The sequence below is a fragment of the Flavobacterium chuncheonense genome, from assembly GCF_042686145.1.
In the GTDB taxonomy this organism is placed as follows: Bacteria; Bacteroidota; Bacteroidia; order Flavobacteriales; family Flavobacteriaceae; genus Flavobacterium; species Flavobacterium chuncheonense.
In genome coordinates this window covers 260,405-275,061 of the sequence record NZ_JBHUPC010000013.1, presented here as the reverse complement: position 1 = coordinate 275,061, position 14,657 = coordinate 260,405, and the positions used below count along the sequence as shown (strand labels likewise).

Here is a 14,657-nt window from a genome sequence, read left to right as displayed (position 1 = left end):
ATGAAAATGAGAAAACAACATATAGTAAGAAGTATCGCTTTTGTAGGGTTGATGGTTTTAACACAGTCCTGTTTTGTTGCTAAAAACTACGAATCACCTGAAGTTGAAACGAATGATTTATACCGTACAGAACAAGTAATTGATAGCACATCAATTGGAATGATGAACTGGGACAAATTATTTACCGATTCGCACTTACAAGGATATATTTCAGAAGCTTTACAGAATAATTTGGACATGCAGATTGCCTTGCAAAATATGTCTTCTGCAGAAGCAATGATGAAACAAGGTAAAGCAGGATATTTCCCAACATTAGGTGTAAATACCACTTGGACGCATCAAGAGACATCCGAAAATAGTCAGTTTGGCCGACTGTTCAGTAGTATTGACCAATATGAATTATCAGGAAGATTAAGCTGGGAAGCAGATATTTGGGGTAAAATAAGAAGTAATAAACGTGCTTATGCAGCCCAATATTTACAAAGTGAAGCAGCTCGTCAAGCGATACAAACGGAACTGGTTGCAACGGTTTCCTCGTTGTACTATCAAATGTTGGCTACAGATGCGCAAATTAATGTGGTAACGCAAACAATTGAGAACCGTGTAAAAAGTGTAGAAGTTATTAAAGCTTTGAAAGCATCAGGAAGTGTTAATGAAGTAGCAGTGCAACAAACAGAGGCACAACAATATGCAACTGAAATTATTTTAAAAGATTTGCAGTATAATCTTAAAATCTTAGAAAATTCATTCCAACAATTATTAGGGAAAGCACCAGGTACTGTTGAACGTTCTACTTTCGCGCAACAATCTATAGATGCTGATGTGAAAGTTGGGTTGCCTGCTTATTTGTTAAGTAAGAGGCCTGATGTTGTAGCTGCAGAGTTAAATTTTAGAAATACTTTTGAGATGACCAATGTAGCGAGAAGCTATTTTTATCCTTCTTTAACATTAACAGCATCAGGTGGTTTTCAAAGTTTAGAATTAAAAGATTGGTTTAGTACTAAATCTATTTTTGCCAATATTATTACAGGTTTGGCGCAACCAATTTTCAACCAACGTCAGAATAAAACCCGTTTGGAAGTTGCAAAAGCAAATCAGCAAAAAGCTTTTTTACAATATGAAAAGGCCTTGCTAGTTGCGGGTAAAGAAGTTTCAGATGCTTTGGCTTCGTATGAGAATGAAACGGATAAATTGACTATTCGAAAGAAGCAGTTAGAGGCGTTAAACAAAGCCGCTGATTATTCAGACGAGTTGTTACAATACGGTTTGGTGAATTATTTAGAAGTTTTGACTGCAAAGGATAATGCTTTAAATACTGAAATTAATTACATCAATAACAAATACAACCAAATGAATGCTGTTATTACTTTATATAAGGCATTAGGAGGAGGAAATTAAAATTATAAGCCCTGTTTACAGGGCTTTTTTATTACTATGGAAAGTACAAAAAAGGAAGTTTTAATAGAAAAGACTTTAGATTATTTTCTAAAATACGGCACGAGAAACATCACGATGGATGATCTTGCAGTTCAGTTTGGAGTGTCTAAAAAGACGCTTTATTCGCTTTTTCGAAACAAAGAAGAGTTGTTGAAAGAGAGCATTGCTTTATTGTGGAGTAATTATCTGAAAGAAGTTAACAGTATCTTGGTTTCTGCTAAGAATCCATTGATTCAATTAATTGAAACGTATTCGTTAGCAATAGAATATGTGAGGGCTTTTGACCCTATTTTTCTTTATACATTGAAAAAGTACCACCAACCTGTTTTAGCAGAATATGATTGTTATAAAGTGCACATGCGCAATAACATCATACTGCCACTTTTGGAAGAAGCGCAAGAAAAAGGATATATTGAGCAGTCAATTAATCTGGATTTTTTTGCAACAATCAATTTTGATGATTTAGAAGAAAAACTCTTAGCTAAGGATATTTTTGAAAAGTACGCCAATGAGGAGATTATGCAATACTATATCGTTTTGAAACTAAAAGGAATTGTAAAAATAGAATTCCATACTCTATTTTAGTTTACTTCCTTTTGCAGCCCACCAAGGTAAAATTTCAACTACCAATCGCCCAGCTTTAACTGCTGGATCTAGCTTGGCAAGGCTATCGGCTTCTTTAATTGTCTCGGTGTTGAATAATACAAAACCCGCAATAGTATCATGTCCTTCACTTGGTCCTACAATGCTTACTTTTCCTAATTTATCCAACCATGCTAAATGTTCCAAATGCCTTTTTTGAATCTCAGTAGCTTCTTCCTGACTCTGGTTGCGATTAGGGCCTTTTTTTAATAGAACTAAAAAGTATTTCTGCATAACATATGTGGTGTCTCCTTCTTGATATTCAAAAACTTCATGATTACTCTTAGGAGTCTGCGCTACCGTTTTCGAAGATTCTATTTTTTTAGAAACACACGATATGCTGATAATTGCAATGATAATAGAAAGATAGTACTTCATTTTACCAAGTTTTAAAAGGATTTTTACTTAAATAGGAATTATAGTAACGATTGTCTTTTGTTACTTCTTCACCTAACCATTCTGGTTTTTCAAAGGACTCTTCTTCAGAGTTTAATTCTACTTCTGCCAAAATCAAACCATCGTTTTCACCTGTAAAAACATCAACTTCATACACGTGTGTACCCACAATAACTTCATAGCGTGTTTTGTCAATTACACCTTTTTCGCAAAGTTGTAACAATTGTTCGGCTTCAGTTATTGGAATTTCTTTTTCCCACTCATAACGACTAAGTCCACTTTCGTTACTTTTTCCTTTTATAGTTAAATATCCATTTTCTCCTTTTATACGAACTCTAACGGTTCTTTCGGGAGAAGAAGATAAGTAACCTTGAACTATTCGATTACAACGCGTATAATCGTCTAAAAACGTTTTGGATTTTACTAAAAACTTTCGTTCGATTTCAATCATCATCATTTAATTTATTCAAATATAAAGTAAATTTGTGCTATGGACAACTTGCCTATATATCGCAAAATTATTCATATTGATATGGATGCATTTTACGCGTCTGTAGAACAAATGGATAATCCTGAACTTAGAGGGCAACCACTTGCTGTTGGTGGCAATGAAGTGCGTGGTGTGGTAAGTGCAGCAAGTTATGAAGCACGTAAATTTGGGGTACGTTCCGCTATGAGTGGTATTCAGGCAAAACGTTTGTGTCCCGATCTTATTTTTGTGCGTCCGCGTTTTGAACGTTATAAGGAGATATCACGTACAATTCGAAAAATTTTCTTGGAATATACCGATTTGGTAGAGCCACTTTCATTAGATGAAGCTTACTTAGATGTTACTGAAAACAAAAAGAATAATCCAAGTGCTTCCTTGATAGCGCAAGAGATTAGAAAACGTATTTATGATGAAGTTGGTTTAACAGCCTCAGCGGGTATTTCAGTGAATAAGTTTGTAGCCAAAATAGCATCGGATTATAATAAACCTAACGGACAAAAAACGGTCAATCCAGATCAAGTGGAGTCTTTTCTTGAAGCTTTGGATGTAAAGAAATTTTATGGTGTAGGTAAGGTTACAGCGGAAAAAATGTATCAGTTAGGGATTTTTACGGGTTACGATTTAAAACAAAAGTCAGTAGAATTTTTAGAAAAGCATTTTAGTAACAGTGGAACATATTATTATCAGATTTCTAGGGGTATTCATAACAGTCAAGTAAAACCCAATAGAACCATTAAATCAGTTGGGGCAGAACGAACTTTTTTTGAAAATTTATCTTCGGAAGTTTTTTTGGAGGACAAGATTATCAGTATTGCCAATGAATTAGAAAAGCGTTTGCAAAAAAGTAAAATTGCCGGAAAGACGATTACATTAAAGCTTAAGTATTCTGATTTTTCGTTGCAAACAAGGAGTAAAACGCTTCCATATTTTGTAGCAGATAAAGATTTAATAATTGACGTCGCCAAAGAATTGTTGTATCAAGAACGGTTGAAAAATTCGGTACGTTTACTTGGTTTATCGCTGCATAATTTGAACAATCAAAGCGAAAAGAAAACAGAAGAGCCCATTAAAAAGAGCATTTCAGTACAGTTACAATTTGACTTTAAATACTGAAAACTTTAACAAAAACGGCAGAAAATCTGTAACCAACTTGTTTTTATCGTTCGTATCTTTATATCGGTTAATAGCAGTAAATTACTCACTTATCAAAAAGTGCATGAATCCCGATTTATTCGGGATTTTTTGTTTGAGGAAGTTAGATAACAAAAAACACGCTTTAAAGCGTGTTTTTTGTTTATATATAAAGTACATTTTTAATCTCTACTTGAAAGTTTTGAAAGTAAATGTAAAAATTCAACGTATAACCATACCAATGTTATCATTAATCCCATCGCACCAAACCATTCCATGTATTTTGGGTGTTGTCTTTCAGCACCTGTTTCAATACTGTCAAAATCTAAAAATAAGTTTAATGCGGCTATTATTATTACAAACACACTAATACCAATACTCATTAGAGAATTACCATGATGTATAGGAGTAAAGTTGATAAAGAATGATAAAATCCAACTTAATAGATAAAATGAAGCTATTGCTAAAGTAGCTGCTATTACAACAGATTTAAAGGTTTCGGTAACTTTTACTATACGGTATTTGTATAAAGCAAAACAAACTACGAATGTGACAAAAGTACAGCCTACAGCTTGTATAACTAATCCTGGATATGCTGCTTCAAAGAAAGCGGAAATACCACCAATAAATAATCCTTGAAATAGTGCATAACCAGGAGCGGCCCAAGTAGACCTTGAAGGTTTAAATATTGCTATTAAAACTAATATAAAACCAATAATTCCTCCACCAGCTGTTAAAATTAGCGGATTAAAACCATTGGCTGTAAACCACCAACTAATAGTTGCTGCAGCTATTAATAATAGTAATAAGGCAAAACTTTTATTTATAGTGCCACTTACAGTCATGGAGTCATTATAAGCAACTATTACCTCTTCATTTGCACGACTTGTATTGGTAAAATACGTTGTCCTAAGAAAGGATTTTTAGATTTTAGATTCATCTGAATTTAGTTTTTGTCTATCAAATATATTGAAACTACTCAATTTCCGAAACACGTAAGGTGTTCACCATTCCCTTGGCTATAATAGGCATAGCGGCTAAGTTGATGACCATGTCTCCTTTAGTTAAATACCCTTTTTCTTGGCATATTTTATTCAAATCGTCTATAGTGTCATCGGTACTTACAAAACGATCGTAAAAATACGCTCTTACACCCCAAAGTAAGTTTAATTGGGTTAAGATTCTTTTATTTGATGTGAAAACTAAAATATGCGATTTTGGTCGCCATGCCGAAATTTGGAAAGCTGTATAACCAGAATTGGTTAATGTAGTAATGGCTTTAGCATTAATATCGTCGGCCATTATTGCAGCGTGGTAACAAATTGATTTGGTAACAAAACGTTTTGTGCGGATATGCGGTGCATTCAAAGGTACTTTGATAAGTGGCGAGTCTTCAACACTTTCCAAAATACGCGTCATCGTTTCAATTACTTGTACAGGATAATTACCTACAGATGTTTCGCCTGATAGCATTACAGCATCGGCACCATCCATTACCGAATTGGCTACGTCGTTTACCTCGGCGCGTGTTGGGGTTAAACTGGTTATCATAGTTTCCATCATTTGTGTAGCTACAATTACCGGTATTCTTGCTGTTTTGGCTCTATGGATTAATTTCTTTTGAATTAATGGTACTTCTTCAGCTGGAATTTCTACTCCCAAATCACCTCTCGCTACCATTAAACCATCGCAAAATGCAACAATTTTATCAATATTTTCTACTGCTTCTGGTTTTTCAATTTTAGCAATAATTGGAATTTTATGATCGGAGTGTTTTGTAATTAAATCTTGTAAATCTTCTAAGTCTTGTGCGGTTCTAACAAATGAAAGAGCAATCCAATCGACATGATTTTCAATAGCAAAAATAGCATCGCGAATATCTTTCTCTGTTAAAGCGGGCAATGAAACTTTTGTATTGGGTAAGTTTACCCCTTTTTTCGATTTTAATGGACCGCCTTGAACTACGATAGCTTCAACCTCAGTATTTTTATCGGTTTTGGTAACTTCGAAAATTAATTTCCCATCGTCAAGTAAGATGCGTTCCCCTGGATTTACGTCTTTTGGAAACTCTTTGTAATTCATGTAAACACGTTCTGCAGTACCCAAAATGTCTTCGGCTGTAGTGAAAGTTATAATATCGCCTTTGTTTACAATGACGTCTTCCTTCATTACACCTACACGTAACTTTGGGCCTTGTAAGTCGGCAAGTATAGATGTGGTATAACCGTACTCTTCGTTAATTTCTCGAATGGCTTTAATGCGTTCCAAAACATCAGTGTAATCGGCATGTGAAAAATTGATTCTGAAAACGTTAACTCCTGCTTCAATCATGTCTTTCATTACACTTTTATCTCCACTGGCAGGACCTAATGTTGCTACAATTTTTGTTTTCTTAGTTGTTGGCATTTTAATTAAAAAATTAAATTATTTTTTGATTTTAGTTTGTTTTGGTCAATAGAATAAACAAGAGAAACTTGTTTGATTTTTGAAATAGTATCGATGGTATTTTGTATTTGAAAGTCTGATTCTGTATTCTCTATTTTTAGAATAAAATCAGCTTTTTTAAATTCAGGCAACACAAATGAAGTCATGGCAATGGATTCAAAAAAGCCATTTCCGCTTGATGGAAAACTTATAATGGAAGTTTTGTTTTCAATTAAGTTCCATACAATATCCAGTTTTACATCTTCATAGCAAAAATGGGTGAAACTACTTTTTCCTTCTTTGCTTTTAATTTCCAAGTTAACATTGTTTTTGGTTAACTGAATGGCTAGAAGTTGATTTAAGAAATAAGCGAGTCTATTGTCTTCCAAGGAAGTATGTATTGCAATAAGTTCATAATCTATTGAAATAAAATCATTTATTTGAATTTTATGAATTGCCATTCGATACTTGAATTTAAGCAAAGATACTCTAAATGTAGATACTAATTAAAGAATATGCTACTCTTAACGTAATTTTAATAGCCTTACTTTTTTTTGTTATCCATTTGGTCTTGTAAGGCAAAATAGGCTCTTTTAGCGGCTTTTTCTTCCGCCTTTTTCTTTGATGTTTCTCTTCCTTTTCCGATTGTTTTTTTGTCGATGATAAGTCTTACTGCAAAAAATTTTTGTTCTTCCTTTCCGGTATCGTCAAAAACTTCAAAAGCAAACTGTTTTTTCTCTTTTTGACACCATTCAATAATTAAACTTTTGTAACTAATTACTTTACCTTCTAAACGCGGAATGTCAACATAAGGTTCAATTACTTTATTTTGGATGAATTTTTCACAAAAAACGAATCCTTTATCGAGGTAAATGGCCCCTATGAAAGCTTCAAAAATGTTTCCGTGTACATTTTCACCAAAATGTTGAGGGTTTACCTTACTTTCTATAAATTGAATAAGATTCAAATCCCTGCCCAATTCATTAAGATGTTCTCTACTTACAATTTTTGATCGCATTTTGGTTAAATAGCCTTCGTCTCCTGTTGGTACTTCGTTGTATAAATGAGCAGCAATCACACTTCCGAGCATGGCATCGCCCAAGAACTCGAGACGTTCATAGTTAAAAGGGTTGCCATTTTCGTCAACTTTATTGGTCGATCGGTGGGTAAAGGCTTTTTTGTAAAAATGTAAATCGTTGGGTTTGAAGCCAAGAATTTTCGAAATTTTATCAAAAAAAATCCCGTCTTCTGGAGTACGGGAATTTCTTGATATTTTTTGTAAAAATCGACGCATTTAAATTAGTCTTCTAATTTTTTAAACAATACACATGCATTGTGTCCGCCGAAACCAAAAGTGTTACTCATAGCTACTTTGATGTCTCTTTTTTGAGCTTTATTTAGCGTTAAGTTTAATTCTGGATTTATATTTTCGTCTACATTTTCATGGTTAATTGTAGGAGGAATAATTCCGTTTTGCATAGCTAAAATCGAAGCAATAGCTTCAATAGCACCTGCAGCACCTAACAAATGACCTGTCATTGATTTTGTAGAGTTGATATTGATGTTTTTAGCATGCTCACCAAAAACTGCGCTTATGGCTTTTAATTCGGCAACGTCTCCAAGTGGAGTTGATGTTCCATGCGTATTAATATGGTCTACTTCTTCTGGGTTTATTCCAGCATCACGTAAACAATTTTCCATTACTGCAATTACACCAATTCCTTCTGGATGTGGAGCGGTTAAGTGATAAGCGTCTGATGATAAACCACCTCCACCAACTTCACAGTATATTTTAGCACCACGCGCTTTTGCATGTTCATATTCTTCTAATACTAATGCTCCAGCACCTTCGCCCAATACAAATCCATCACGAGTAGCATCAAATGGTCTTGAAGCAGTTTCCGGGCTGTCATTACGTGTAGATAAAGCTTGCATTGAATTAAAACCACCCATACCAGCAATTGTTACAGCTGCTTCTGATCCACCTGAAACAATAACATCGCACATACCTAAACGGATATAGTTAAAGGCATCTACTAATGCATTTGCAGAAGAAGCACAAGCAGAAACAGTTGTATAGTTTGGTCCCATATATCCATTACGCATCGAAATATGTCCTGGTGCGATATCGGCAATCATTTTAGGAATAAAGAATGGGTTAAAACGTGGTGTTCCATCACCAGCAGCGTAACTCATTACTTCATCTTGGAAAGTTTGTAATCCTCCAATACCAGCTCCCCAAATTACACCAACTCTATATTTGTTAACATTGTCTAGGGTAATGCCAGCGTCTTTAATTGCTTCATCACTAGCTACAATAGCATATTGTGCGAACTTATCTAAACGACGAACTTCTTTCTTATCAATAAAATCATCTGCTTTGAAGTTTTTTACCTCACAAGCAAATTTTGTTTTATGTTTTTCAGTATCGTAATAGGTTATAGGTGCAGCGCCGCTTTTGCCGCTTATTAAACCTTCCCAATATTCTTGGATGTTATTTCCGATTGGAGTTAAAGCTCCAAGTCCAGTTACAACGACACGCTTTAATTGCATATAAGTTAATTTTTGGTTTATATAAAAAAACCCAAAGTGCTTTTAATGAAAACTAAAAGAAACAATGGGTATTACATAGTTTTATTTGATGATTGTAATACAATCAATGTTTTCCATCTAATAATTCTTCTCGTCATAAATATACTAATTTATTTGAAAAGAATCTGTCTTTAACTCCACTTGATTCAGAGTAGCTAAACTTGACACAATCAGAAGAAAGAAAATAACAACACCCATACTAAATATGGTATGGGTGTTTTATTATTATTTCTTAGCTTCTTCGATGTAAGAAATAGCTTGACCTACAGTAGCAATGTTTTCAGCTTGGTCATCTGGAATTTGAATATCAAATTCTTTCTCGAATTCCATAATTAGCTCAACAGTGTCTAATGAATCAGCACCTAAATCGTTTGTGAAGCTTGCTTCAGTTACAACTTCGTTTTCGTCAACACCTAATTTGTCTACGATAATCGCTTTTACTCTTGATGCAATGTCTGACATAATCTTTAATTTTTAATTTAATTTGTTGGCAAAAATAAAAAACTTTATTTTAAAACAACATTTTTGTTACTAAATGTGACTACGAAATTAAAAAAAATAATTCACAAAGGCTTCCATTTTCTATTTTTTACCAATAATTATCCTTTTTTTTGCATAATTAAAATAACAGTATAATGCAAAGAATAGTAGTGTTCGCTTCCGGCAATGGCTCTAATGCTGAAAAGATTATATTACATTTCCAAAATTCTAAAAAAAGTAATGTTGTTGCTGTGTTTTCAAATAATGTTCAGGCAAAAGTTTTGAATATGGCCCAAAGTCATGGAGTAGCAACTTTTGTTTTTACGAAAGAAGAGCTGAATGAAGGCGTGGTTTTGGATCAATTAAATGCGATACAGCCAGAATTAATTGTGTTAGCTGGATTTTTATGGAAATTCCCGGAATCTATTATAAAGGATTATCCTAATAAAGTAATTAATGTGCATCCTGCATTATTGCCTAAATATGGTGGCAAAGGGATGTATGGTAGATTTGTACATGAAGCAGTTTTGAAAAATAAAGAGTTAGAGACGGGTATTACAATACACTATGTAAACGAGCACTATGATGAAGGAGAGTTTATTTTTCAAAAAGGAGTTTCTATAGAAGACTGTGCTACTGCAGATGAAGTTGCGGCTAAAGTTCATGCATTAGAACATGAATATTTTCCACAGGTTATTGAGCAACTTTTAAATTCAAAAGAATAATATGTCATACGATGTCCATATTTATACCGATGGTGCAGCCAAGGGGAATCCTGGTCCTGCGGGATATGGTGTAGTTATGGAAATGGTGGGCACTCCTTATAAGAAAGAGTTTTTCGAAGGTTTTCGTTTGTCTACTAACAATAGGATGGAACTTCTGGCTGTAATTGTTGGTTTGGAAAAGTTGAGAAAACCAAACACTCGCGTTTTGGTAGTTTCAGATTCAAAATATGTTGTAGATGCTGTTGAAAAACGCTGGGTATTTCAATGGGAGAAAATCAATTTCAAAGCGAAGAAAAACCCCGATTTGTGGATGCGTTTCTTGAAAGCTTATCGCATGCATAAAGTTGATTTTAAATGGGTGAAAGGACATAATAATCACCCGCAAAATGAGCGCTGTGATCAATTGGCGGTTATGGCTTCACAACAGGAAAAATTGTCTGTTGATGTTTTTTATGAAAAGGAAGAGGCTTAAAACTTAACTTTTTATTATAAAAATAGCTGGCATTTCCTGCTTGCAACTCTGCAACTAAAAGATTATCTTTGCAGCTTATTTCAAATCGTTTTAAATGAATAAATTATTGATTGTAGGGACAGTAGCTTTTGATGCTATTGAAACGCCTTTCGGAAAAACGGATAAAATTTTAGGAGGAGCTGCTACTTATATAGGGCTTTCTTCTTCTTTTTTTAATGTTGATGCAGCAATCGTTTCGGTTGTGGGTGAAGATTTTCCGGAGACGTATTTGGACCTATTAATAGATAAAGGGATTAATATCGAAGGTATTGAAGTGGTAAAAGGAGGAAAAACTTTCTTTTGGAGTGGAAAATATCATAACGATTTGAATTCACGCGATACTTTGATAACAGAGTTGAATGTTTTGGCTGATTTTAATCCGGTTGTGCCAGAAGCTTATAAAACTTCAGACATTGTTTTATTAGGGAATTTACACCCATTAGTACAAGCAGGTGTTTTGGATCAAATGACACAAAAGCCAAAGTTAATTGTATTGGATACGATGAATTTTTGGATGGATTGTGCGCTTCCGGAATTGATGAGTGTAATTGCACGTGTTGACGTAATTACTATTAATGATGAAGAAGCACGTCAGTTATCTGGAGAGTATTCTTTGGTTAAAGCAGCTGAAAAGATTCATGCTATGGGACCTAAGTATGTAGTTATAAAAAAAGGAGAACACGGAGCCTTATTGTTTCATAACAAGGAGGTGTTTTTTGCACCAGCATTACCACTAGAAGAAGTTTTTGACCCAACAGGGGCAGGAGATACTTTTGCAGGAGGTTTTGCAGGGTATATTGCACAAAGCGAAAATGTTTCATTTGATAACATGAAGAACGCAGTAATTTATGGTTCGAACTTAGCTTCTTTTTGTGTAGAGAAGTTTGGGACTGAAAGAATGGAACAATTAGAAAAGAAAGAAGTTTATGCTCGATTACAACAATTCAAAGCATTAACTCAATTCGAAATAGAATTAGAACACTAAAAATGTGCCTCGAAATATCGAGGCATTTTTACTTTAATATTTTCATTGGTAAGCATTACATAACACACAACAAAGAAAACAATGAGTGACGCTATTAAACACGAATGTGGAATTGCACTTTTACGATTATTAAAGCCGCTAGAGTATTATAAAGAGAAATACGGTACAGCTTTTTATGGGGTACAAAAAATGTATCTACTTATGGAAAAGCAACACAACCGCGGGCAAGATGGGGCAGGATTAGCAAGTATTAAGTTAGATGTAGAGCCGGGGCAACGTTATATTAGTCGTATCCGTTCAAATGATCCTCAACCTATTAAGGATATTTTTGCGCAAATTAATGAGCGTATTAGTAATGAATTGGAACAAAACCCAGAGTATCAAAATAATGTAGCTTTACAAAAAGAGAATATTCCGTACATAGGAGAATTGTTTTTAGGGCATGTTCGTTATGGTACTTTTGGAAAAAATAGTATCGAAAGTGTACATCCATTTTTGAGACAAAACAATTGGATGCACCGTAATTTGATTGTTGCGGGTAACTTCAATATGACAAATGTTAAGGAGTTGTTTCAAGATTTAGTAAATCTTGGCCAACATCCAAAGCAAATGGCCGATACTGTAACAGTAATGGAAAAAATTGGTCATTTCCTTGATGATGAAGTTACAGCTTTGTATCAAGAATGTAAAAATGAAGGATTGTCAAAGCAAGAAGCTTCACCTATTATTGCAGAACGTTTAAATGTTCCAAGGATTTTGGAGCGTGCATCACGTAATTGGGATGGTGGATATGCAATGTCTGGTTTATTTGGACATGGTGATTCTTTTGTAATGCGTGATCCAGCAGGTATTCGTCCAGCGTATTATTATCAAGATGATGAAATTGTTGTTGTAGCTTCAGAGCGTCCTGTAATTCAAACAGTATTCAATGTCCCTATTGAAAAAGTACAAGAATTAGATCCAGGAAATGCTATTATCATTAAAAAGAATGGTAGTGTTTCTATCAACGAAATAAGAACGCCATTGGTGAAAAAGGCATGTTCATTTGAACGTATCTATTTCTCAAGAGGTAGTGATGCTGAAATTTATCAAGAACGTAAAGAGTTAGGAAAATTAGTTTTTCCTTCAGTATTAAAAGCTATCGATAACGATACGGATAATACAGTTTTCTCTTTCATTCCAAATACTGCAGAAACGTCTTTTTACGGTATGGTTGAAGCGGCTAATGATTTCTTAAACCAACGTAAGATTCAATCTATTTTAGCGAATAAAGATGCATTGTCAGAGGATAAACTACAAGAGATACTTTCTGTGAAACTACGTTCTGAAAAAGTTGCAATTAAAGATGCAAAATTAAGAACATTTATTACAGAGGATAGCAGTAGAGATGATTTAGTAGCTCATGTTTATGATGTTACTTATGGAGTGGTTAAACCAACGGATAATTTGGTAATTATTGATGATAGTATTGTGAGAGGTACAACTTTAAAACAAAGTATTATCAAGATGATGGATAGGTTACAACCTAAAAAAATTGTGGTAGTTTCTTCTGCGCCTCAAATCCGTTTCCCTGATTGTTACGGAATTGATATGGCAAAATTAGAGGGGCTAGTTGCTTTTAGAGCGGCATTAGCCTTGTTGAAAGAGCGTAACATGTATCATATCGTTGATGAAGTATATCAAAAATCAAAGGCACAAGAAAACTTTAAAGATGCTGATGTAGTAAACTATGTTAACGAGATTTATGCTCCATTTACAGATCAAGAAATTTCAGATAAAATTGCTGAAATGTTAACTCCTGATAATACAAATGCGGAGGTTAAGATCATTTATCAAACAGTCGAAGATTTACATAAAGCTTGTCCTAAGAATTTAGGAGATTGGTATTTTACGGGTGATTATCCTACAGATGGAGGTAATAGAGTTGTAAATAGAGCTTTTATGAATTTCTACGAAGGTAAAGATGCTAGAGCGTATTAATCGAAAATGAGTTACTCAAACTTAGTCTTAATATAAAAGAAAGGTGGAAAGCAATTTCCACCTTTTTTATGTCTAAAATTTAAGAATTATGGGTTCGAAAAACATAATAACTGCATTTTATCGTTTTTTTAGGTTAATGAACAATTTTTCTATGAGTAGCATGGTAAATGATGCTACTTTAGTACTACCAGAAAATTAGTAGGTTAAGTTTTATGGTAGATTTGGGGCAAAAGGGTGAAAGCAATTTCACCTTTTTTTATGCTTAAATTTTGGATTTTATGTCTGAAATAATGCAAAAACTGCATTTCATCGTTTTTTTTAGTTGATTAACAACTTTTTTACGTGTTGAGTGATAAATGATACTACTTTAGTACTACCAGAAAATTAGTAGGTTAAGTTTTATGGTAGATTTGGGGCAAAAGGGTGAAAGCAATTTCACCTTTTTTTTTTGACTATAATTTAAGTTAAATACGATGAAATAATGCAAAAACTGCATTTTGTCGTTTTTTTAGGTTAATAAACAATTTTTTTACGAGAAGGTTTATAAAAGATACTACATTAGTACTACCAGAAAATTAGTAGGTTAAGTTTTATGGTAGATTTGGGGCAAAAGGGTGAAAGCAATTTCACCTTTTTTTTATGGTAAAAAGTTTAATATCCTCAATCTTGACTTCAATTTGAGTTAAAAATATTCCCTTTTATATTGTTTTTTAACATGAAGAGTATTTAAAAATGCTTTTTATCGATTTTTTTTACCTTTAAACTGTTTTTTTGTCATTCAGAACTTTTTGCAATTACATTAGTATTACCAGAAAATTAGTAGGTTAAGTTTTATGGTAGATTTGGGGCAAAAGGAGAGATTAG

The 14,657-nt window shown here is 33.8% G+C and carries 14 protein-coding genes and 1 pseudogene; 7 read left to right on the top strand and 8 right to left on the bottom strand.

Going from position 1 to position 14,657, the window contains the following annotated elements; translation table 11 throughout:
- Window positions 1-6: 6 nt before the first annotated feature.
- The gene (locus ACFS5J_RS08785; protein ID WP_379811734.1) at window positions 7-1,398 is read left to right on the top strand and encodes an efflux transporter outer membrane subunit; all 1,392 of its coding nucleotides are present in this window, start codon (window positions 7-9) and stop codon (window positions 1,396-1,398) included.
- A 36-nt stretch (window positions 1,399-1,434) separates the two neighbouring features.
- The gene (locus ACFS5J_RS08780) at window positions 1,435-2,022 is read left to right on the top strand and encodes a TetR/AcrR family transcriptional regulator (RefSeq protein ID WP_379811733.1); all 588 of its coding nucleotides are present in this window, start codon (window positions 1,435-1,437) and stop codon (window positions 2,020-2,022) included.
- Here the strand turns inward: ACFS5J_RS08780 and ACFS5J_RS08775 are convergent.
- Both ACFS5J_RS08775 and ACFS5J_RS08770 read right to left on the bottom strand, forming a co-directional pair.
- Window positions 2,014-2,457, bottom strand: a complete 444-nt coding sequence (locus ACFS5J_RS08775) for a YciI family protein (protein WP_379811732.1) — start codon at window positions 2,455-2,457, stop codon at window positions 2,014-2,016. The two genes, ACFS5J_RS08780 and ACFS5J_RS08775, sit on opposite strands and share 9 nt — an antisense overlap.
- A gap of 1 nt (window position 2,458) precedes the next feature.
- Window positions 2,459-2,926 carry a CYTH domain-containing protein gene (locus ACFS5J_RS08770; RefSeq protein ID WP_379811731.1) on the bottom strand — a complete coding sequence of 156 codons (468 nt, stop codon included), beginning with the start codon at window positions 2,924-2,926 and terminating at the stop codon, window positions 2,459-2,461.
- Window positions 2,927-2,965: 39 nt separating this feature from the next.
- On the opposite strand from ACFS5J_RS08770, the gene dinB reads away from it, so the two are divergent.
- Window positions 2,966-4,078, top strand: a complete 1,113-nt coding sequence (gene dinB, locus ACFS5J_RS08765) for a DNA polymerase IV (protein ID WP_379811730.1) — start codon at window positions 2,966-2,968, stop codon at window positions 4,076-4,078.
- A gap of 200 nt (window positions 4,079-4,278) precedes the next feature.
- Here dinB and ACFS5J_RS08760 read toward each other — a convergent pair.
- The 6 genes and pseudogenes from ACFS5J_RS08760 to ACFS5J_RS08735 all read right to left on the bottom strand — a co-directional run bounded on the left by ACFS5J_RS08760 (window position 4,279) and on the right by ACFS5J_RS08735 (window position 9,574).
- A pseudogene (locus ACFS5J_RS08760) lies at window positions 4,279-5,036 on the bottom strand (Bax inhibitor-1/YccA family protein).
- Between the two features lie 35 nt (window positions 5,037-5,071).
- On the bottom strand, window positions 5,072-6,502 hold the full coding sequence (gene pyk / locus ACFS5J_RS08755; RefSeq protein ID WP_379811728.1) for a pyruvate kinase: 1,431 nt from the start codon (window positions 6,500-6,502) through the stop codon (window positions 5,072-5,074).
- A gap of 5 nt (window positions 6,503-6,507) precedes the next feature.
- Window positions 6,508-6,981: an IPExxxVDY family protein gene (locus tag ACFS5J_RS08750; protein ID WP_379811727.1), complete on the bottom strand. Its 474-nt coding sequence runs from the start codon at window positions 6,979-6,981 to the stop codon at window positions 6,508-6,510.
- A gap of 83 nt (window positions 6,982-7,064) precedes the next feature.
- On the bottom strand, window positions 7,065-7,814 hold the full coding sequence (gene rnc, locus ACFS5J_RS08745) for a ribonuclease III (RefSeq protein WP_379811726.1): 750 nt from the start codon (window positions 7,812-7,814) through the stop codon (window positions 7,065-7,067).
- A 5-nt stretch (window positions 7,815-7,819) separates the two neighbouring features.
- Window positions 7,820-9,073, bottom strand: coding sequence for a beta-ketoacyl-ACP synthase II (fabF, locus tag ACFS5J_RS08740; protein WP_379811725.1), 1,254 nt, complete (start codon window positions 9,071-9,073; stop codon window positions 7,820-7,822).
- Between the two features lie 264 nt (window positions 9,074-9,337).
- A complete protein-coding gene (locus ACFS5J_RS08735) occupies window positions 9,338-9,574 on the bottom strand; it encodes an acyl carrier protein (RefSeq protein WP_007137004.1) in 237 nt (78 codons plus the stop codon).
- Window positions 9,575-9,747: 173 nt separating this feature from the next.
- Here ACFS5J_RS08735 and purN point away from each other — a divergent pair, with 173 nt between their 5' ends.
- From purN to ACFS5J_RS08715, 4 genes are all read left to right on the top strand, one after another.
- The gene (gene purN, locus ACFS5J_RS08730) at window positions 9,748-10,317 is read left to right on the top strand and encodes a phosphoribosylglycinamide formyltransferase (protein WP_379811724.1); all 570 of its coding nucleotides are present in this window, start codon (window positions 9,748-9,750) and stop codon (window positions 10,315-10,317) included.
- A gap of 1 nt (window position 10,318) precedes the next feature.
- On the top strand, window positions 10,319-10,789 hold the full coding sequence (gene rnhA, locus ACFS5J_RS08725) for a ribonuclease HI (RefSeq protein ID WP_379811723.1): 471 nt from the start codon (window positions 10,319-10,321) through the stop codon (window positions 10,787-10,789).
- A gap of 94 nt (window positions 10,790-10,883) precedes the next feature.
- Window positions 10,884-11,813, top strand: coding sequence for a PfkB family carbohydrate kinase (locus ACFS5J_RS08720; RefSeq protein ID WP_379811722.1), 930 nt, complete (start codon window positions 10,884-10,886; stop codon window positions 11,811-11,813).
- Between the two features lie 81 nt (window positions 11,814-11,894).
- Window positions 11,895-13,793 carry an amidophosphoribosyltransferase gene (locus tag ACFS5J_RS08715; RefSeq protein ID WP_379811721.1) on the top strand — a complete coding sequence of 633 codons (1,899 nt, stop codon included), beginning with the start codon at window positions 11,895-11,897 and terminating at the stop codon, window positions 13,791-13,793.
- Window positions 13,794-14,657 lie beyond the last annotated feature (864 nt).

Coding starts and splice junctions, on each gene's coding strand:
- ACFS5J_RS08785 (WP_379811734.1), top strand. CDS start 7: ATGAGAAAACAACATATAGTAAGAAGTATCGCTTTTGTAGGGTTGATG.
- ACFS5J_RS08780 (WP_379811733.1), top strand. CDS start 1,435: ATGGAAAGTACAAAAAAGGAAGTTTTAATAGAAAAGACTTTAGATTAT.
- ACFS5J_RS08775 (WP_379811732.1), bottom strand. CDS start 2,457: ATGAAGTACTATCTTTCTATTATCATTGCAATTATCAGCATATCGTGT.
- ACFS5J_RS08770 (WP_379811731.1), bottom strand. CDS start 2,926: ATGATTGAAATCGAACGAAAGTTTTTAGTAAAATCCAAAACGTTTTTA.
- dinB (WP_379811730.1), top strand. CDS start 2,966: ATGGACAACTTGCCTATATATCGCAAAATTATTCATATTGATATGGAT.
- pyk (WP_379811728.1), bottom strand. CDS start 6,502: ATGCCAACAACTAAGAAAACAAAAATTGTAGCAACATTAGGTCCTGCC.
- ACFS5J_RS08750 (WP_379811727.1), bottom strand. CDS start 6,981: ATGGCAATTCATAAAATTCAAATAAATGATTTTATTTCAATAGATTAT.
- rnc (WP_379811726.1), bottom strand. CDS start 7,814: ATGCGTCGATTTTTACAAAAAATATCAAGAAATTCCCGTACTCCAGAA.
- fabF (WP_379811725.1), bottom strand. CDS start 9,073: ATGCAATTAAAGCGTGTCGTTGTAACTGGACTTGGAGCTTTAACTCCA.
- ACFS5J_RS08735 (WP_007137004.1), bottom strand. CDS start 9,574: ATGTCAGACATTGCATCAAGAGTAAAAGCGATTATCGTAGACAAATTA.
- purN (WP_379811724.1), top strand. CDS start 9,748: ATGCAAAGAATAGTAGTGTTCGCTTCCGGCAATGGCTCTAATGCTGAA.
- rnhA (WP_379811723.1), top strand. CDS start 10,319: ATGTCATACGATGTCCATATTTATACCGATGGTGCAGCCAAGGGGAAT.
- ACFS5J_RS08720 (WP_379811722.1), top strand. CDS start 10,884: ATGAATAAATTATTGATTGTAGGGACAGTAGCTTTTGATGCTATTGAA.
- ACFS5J_RS08715 (WP_379811721.1), top strand. CDS start 11,895: ATGAGTGACGCTATTAAACACGAATGTGGAATTGCACTTTTACGATTA.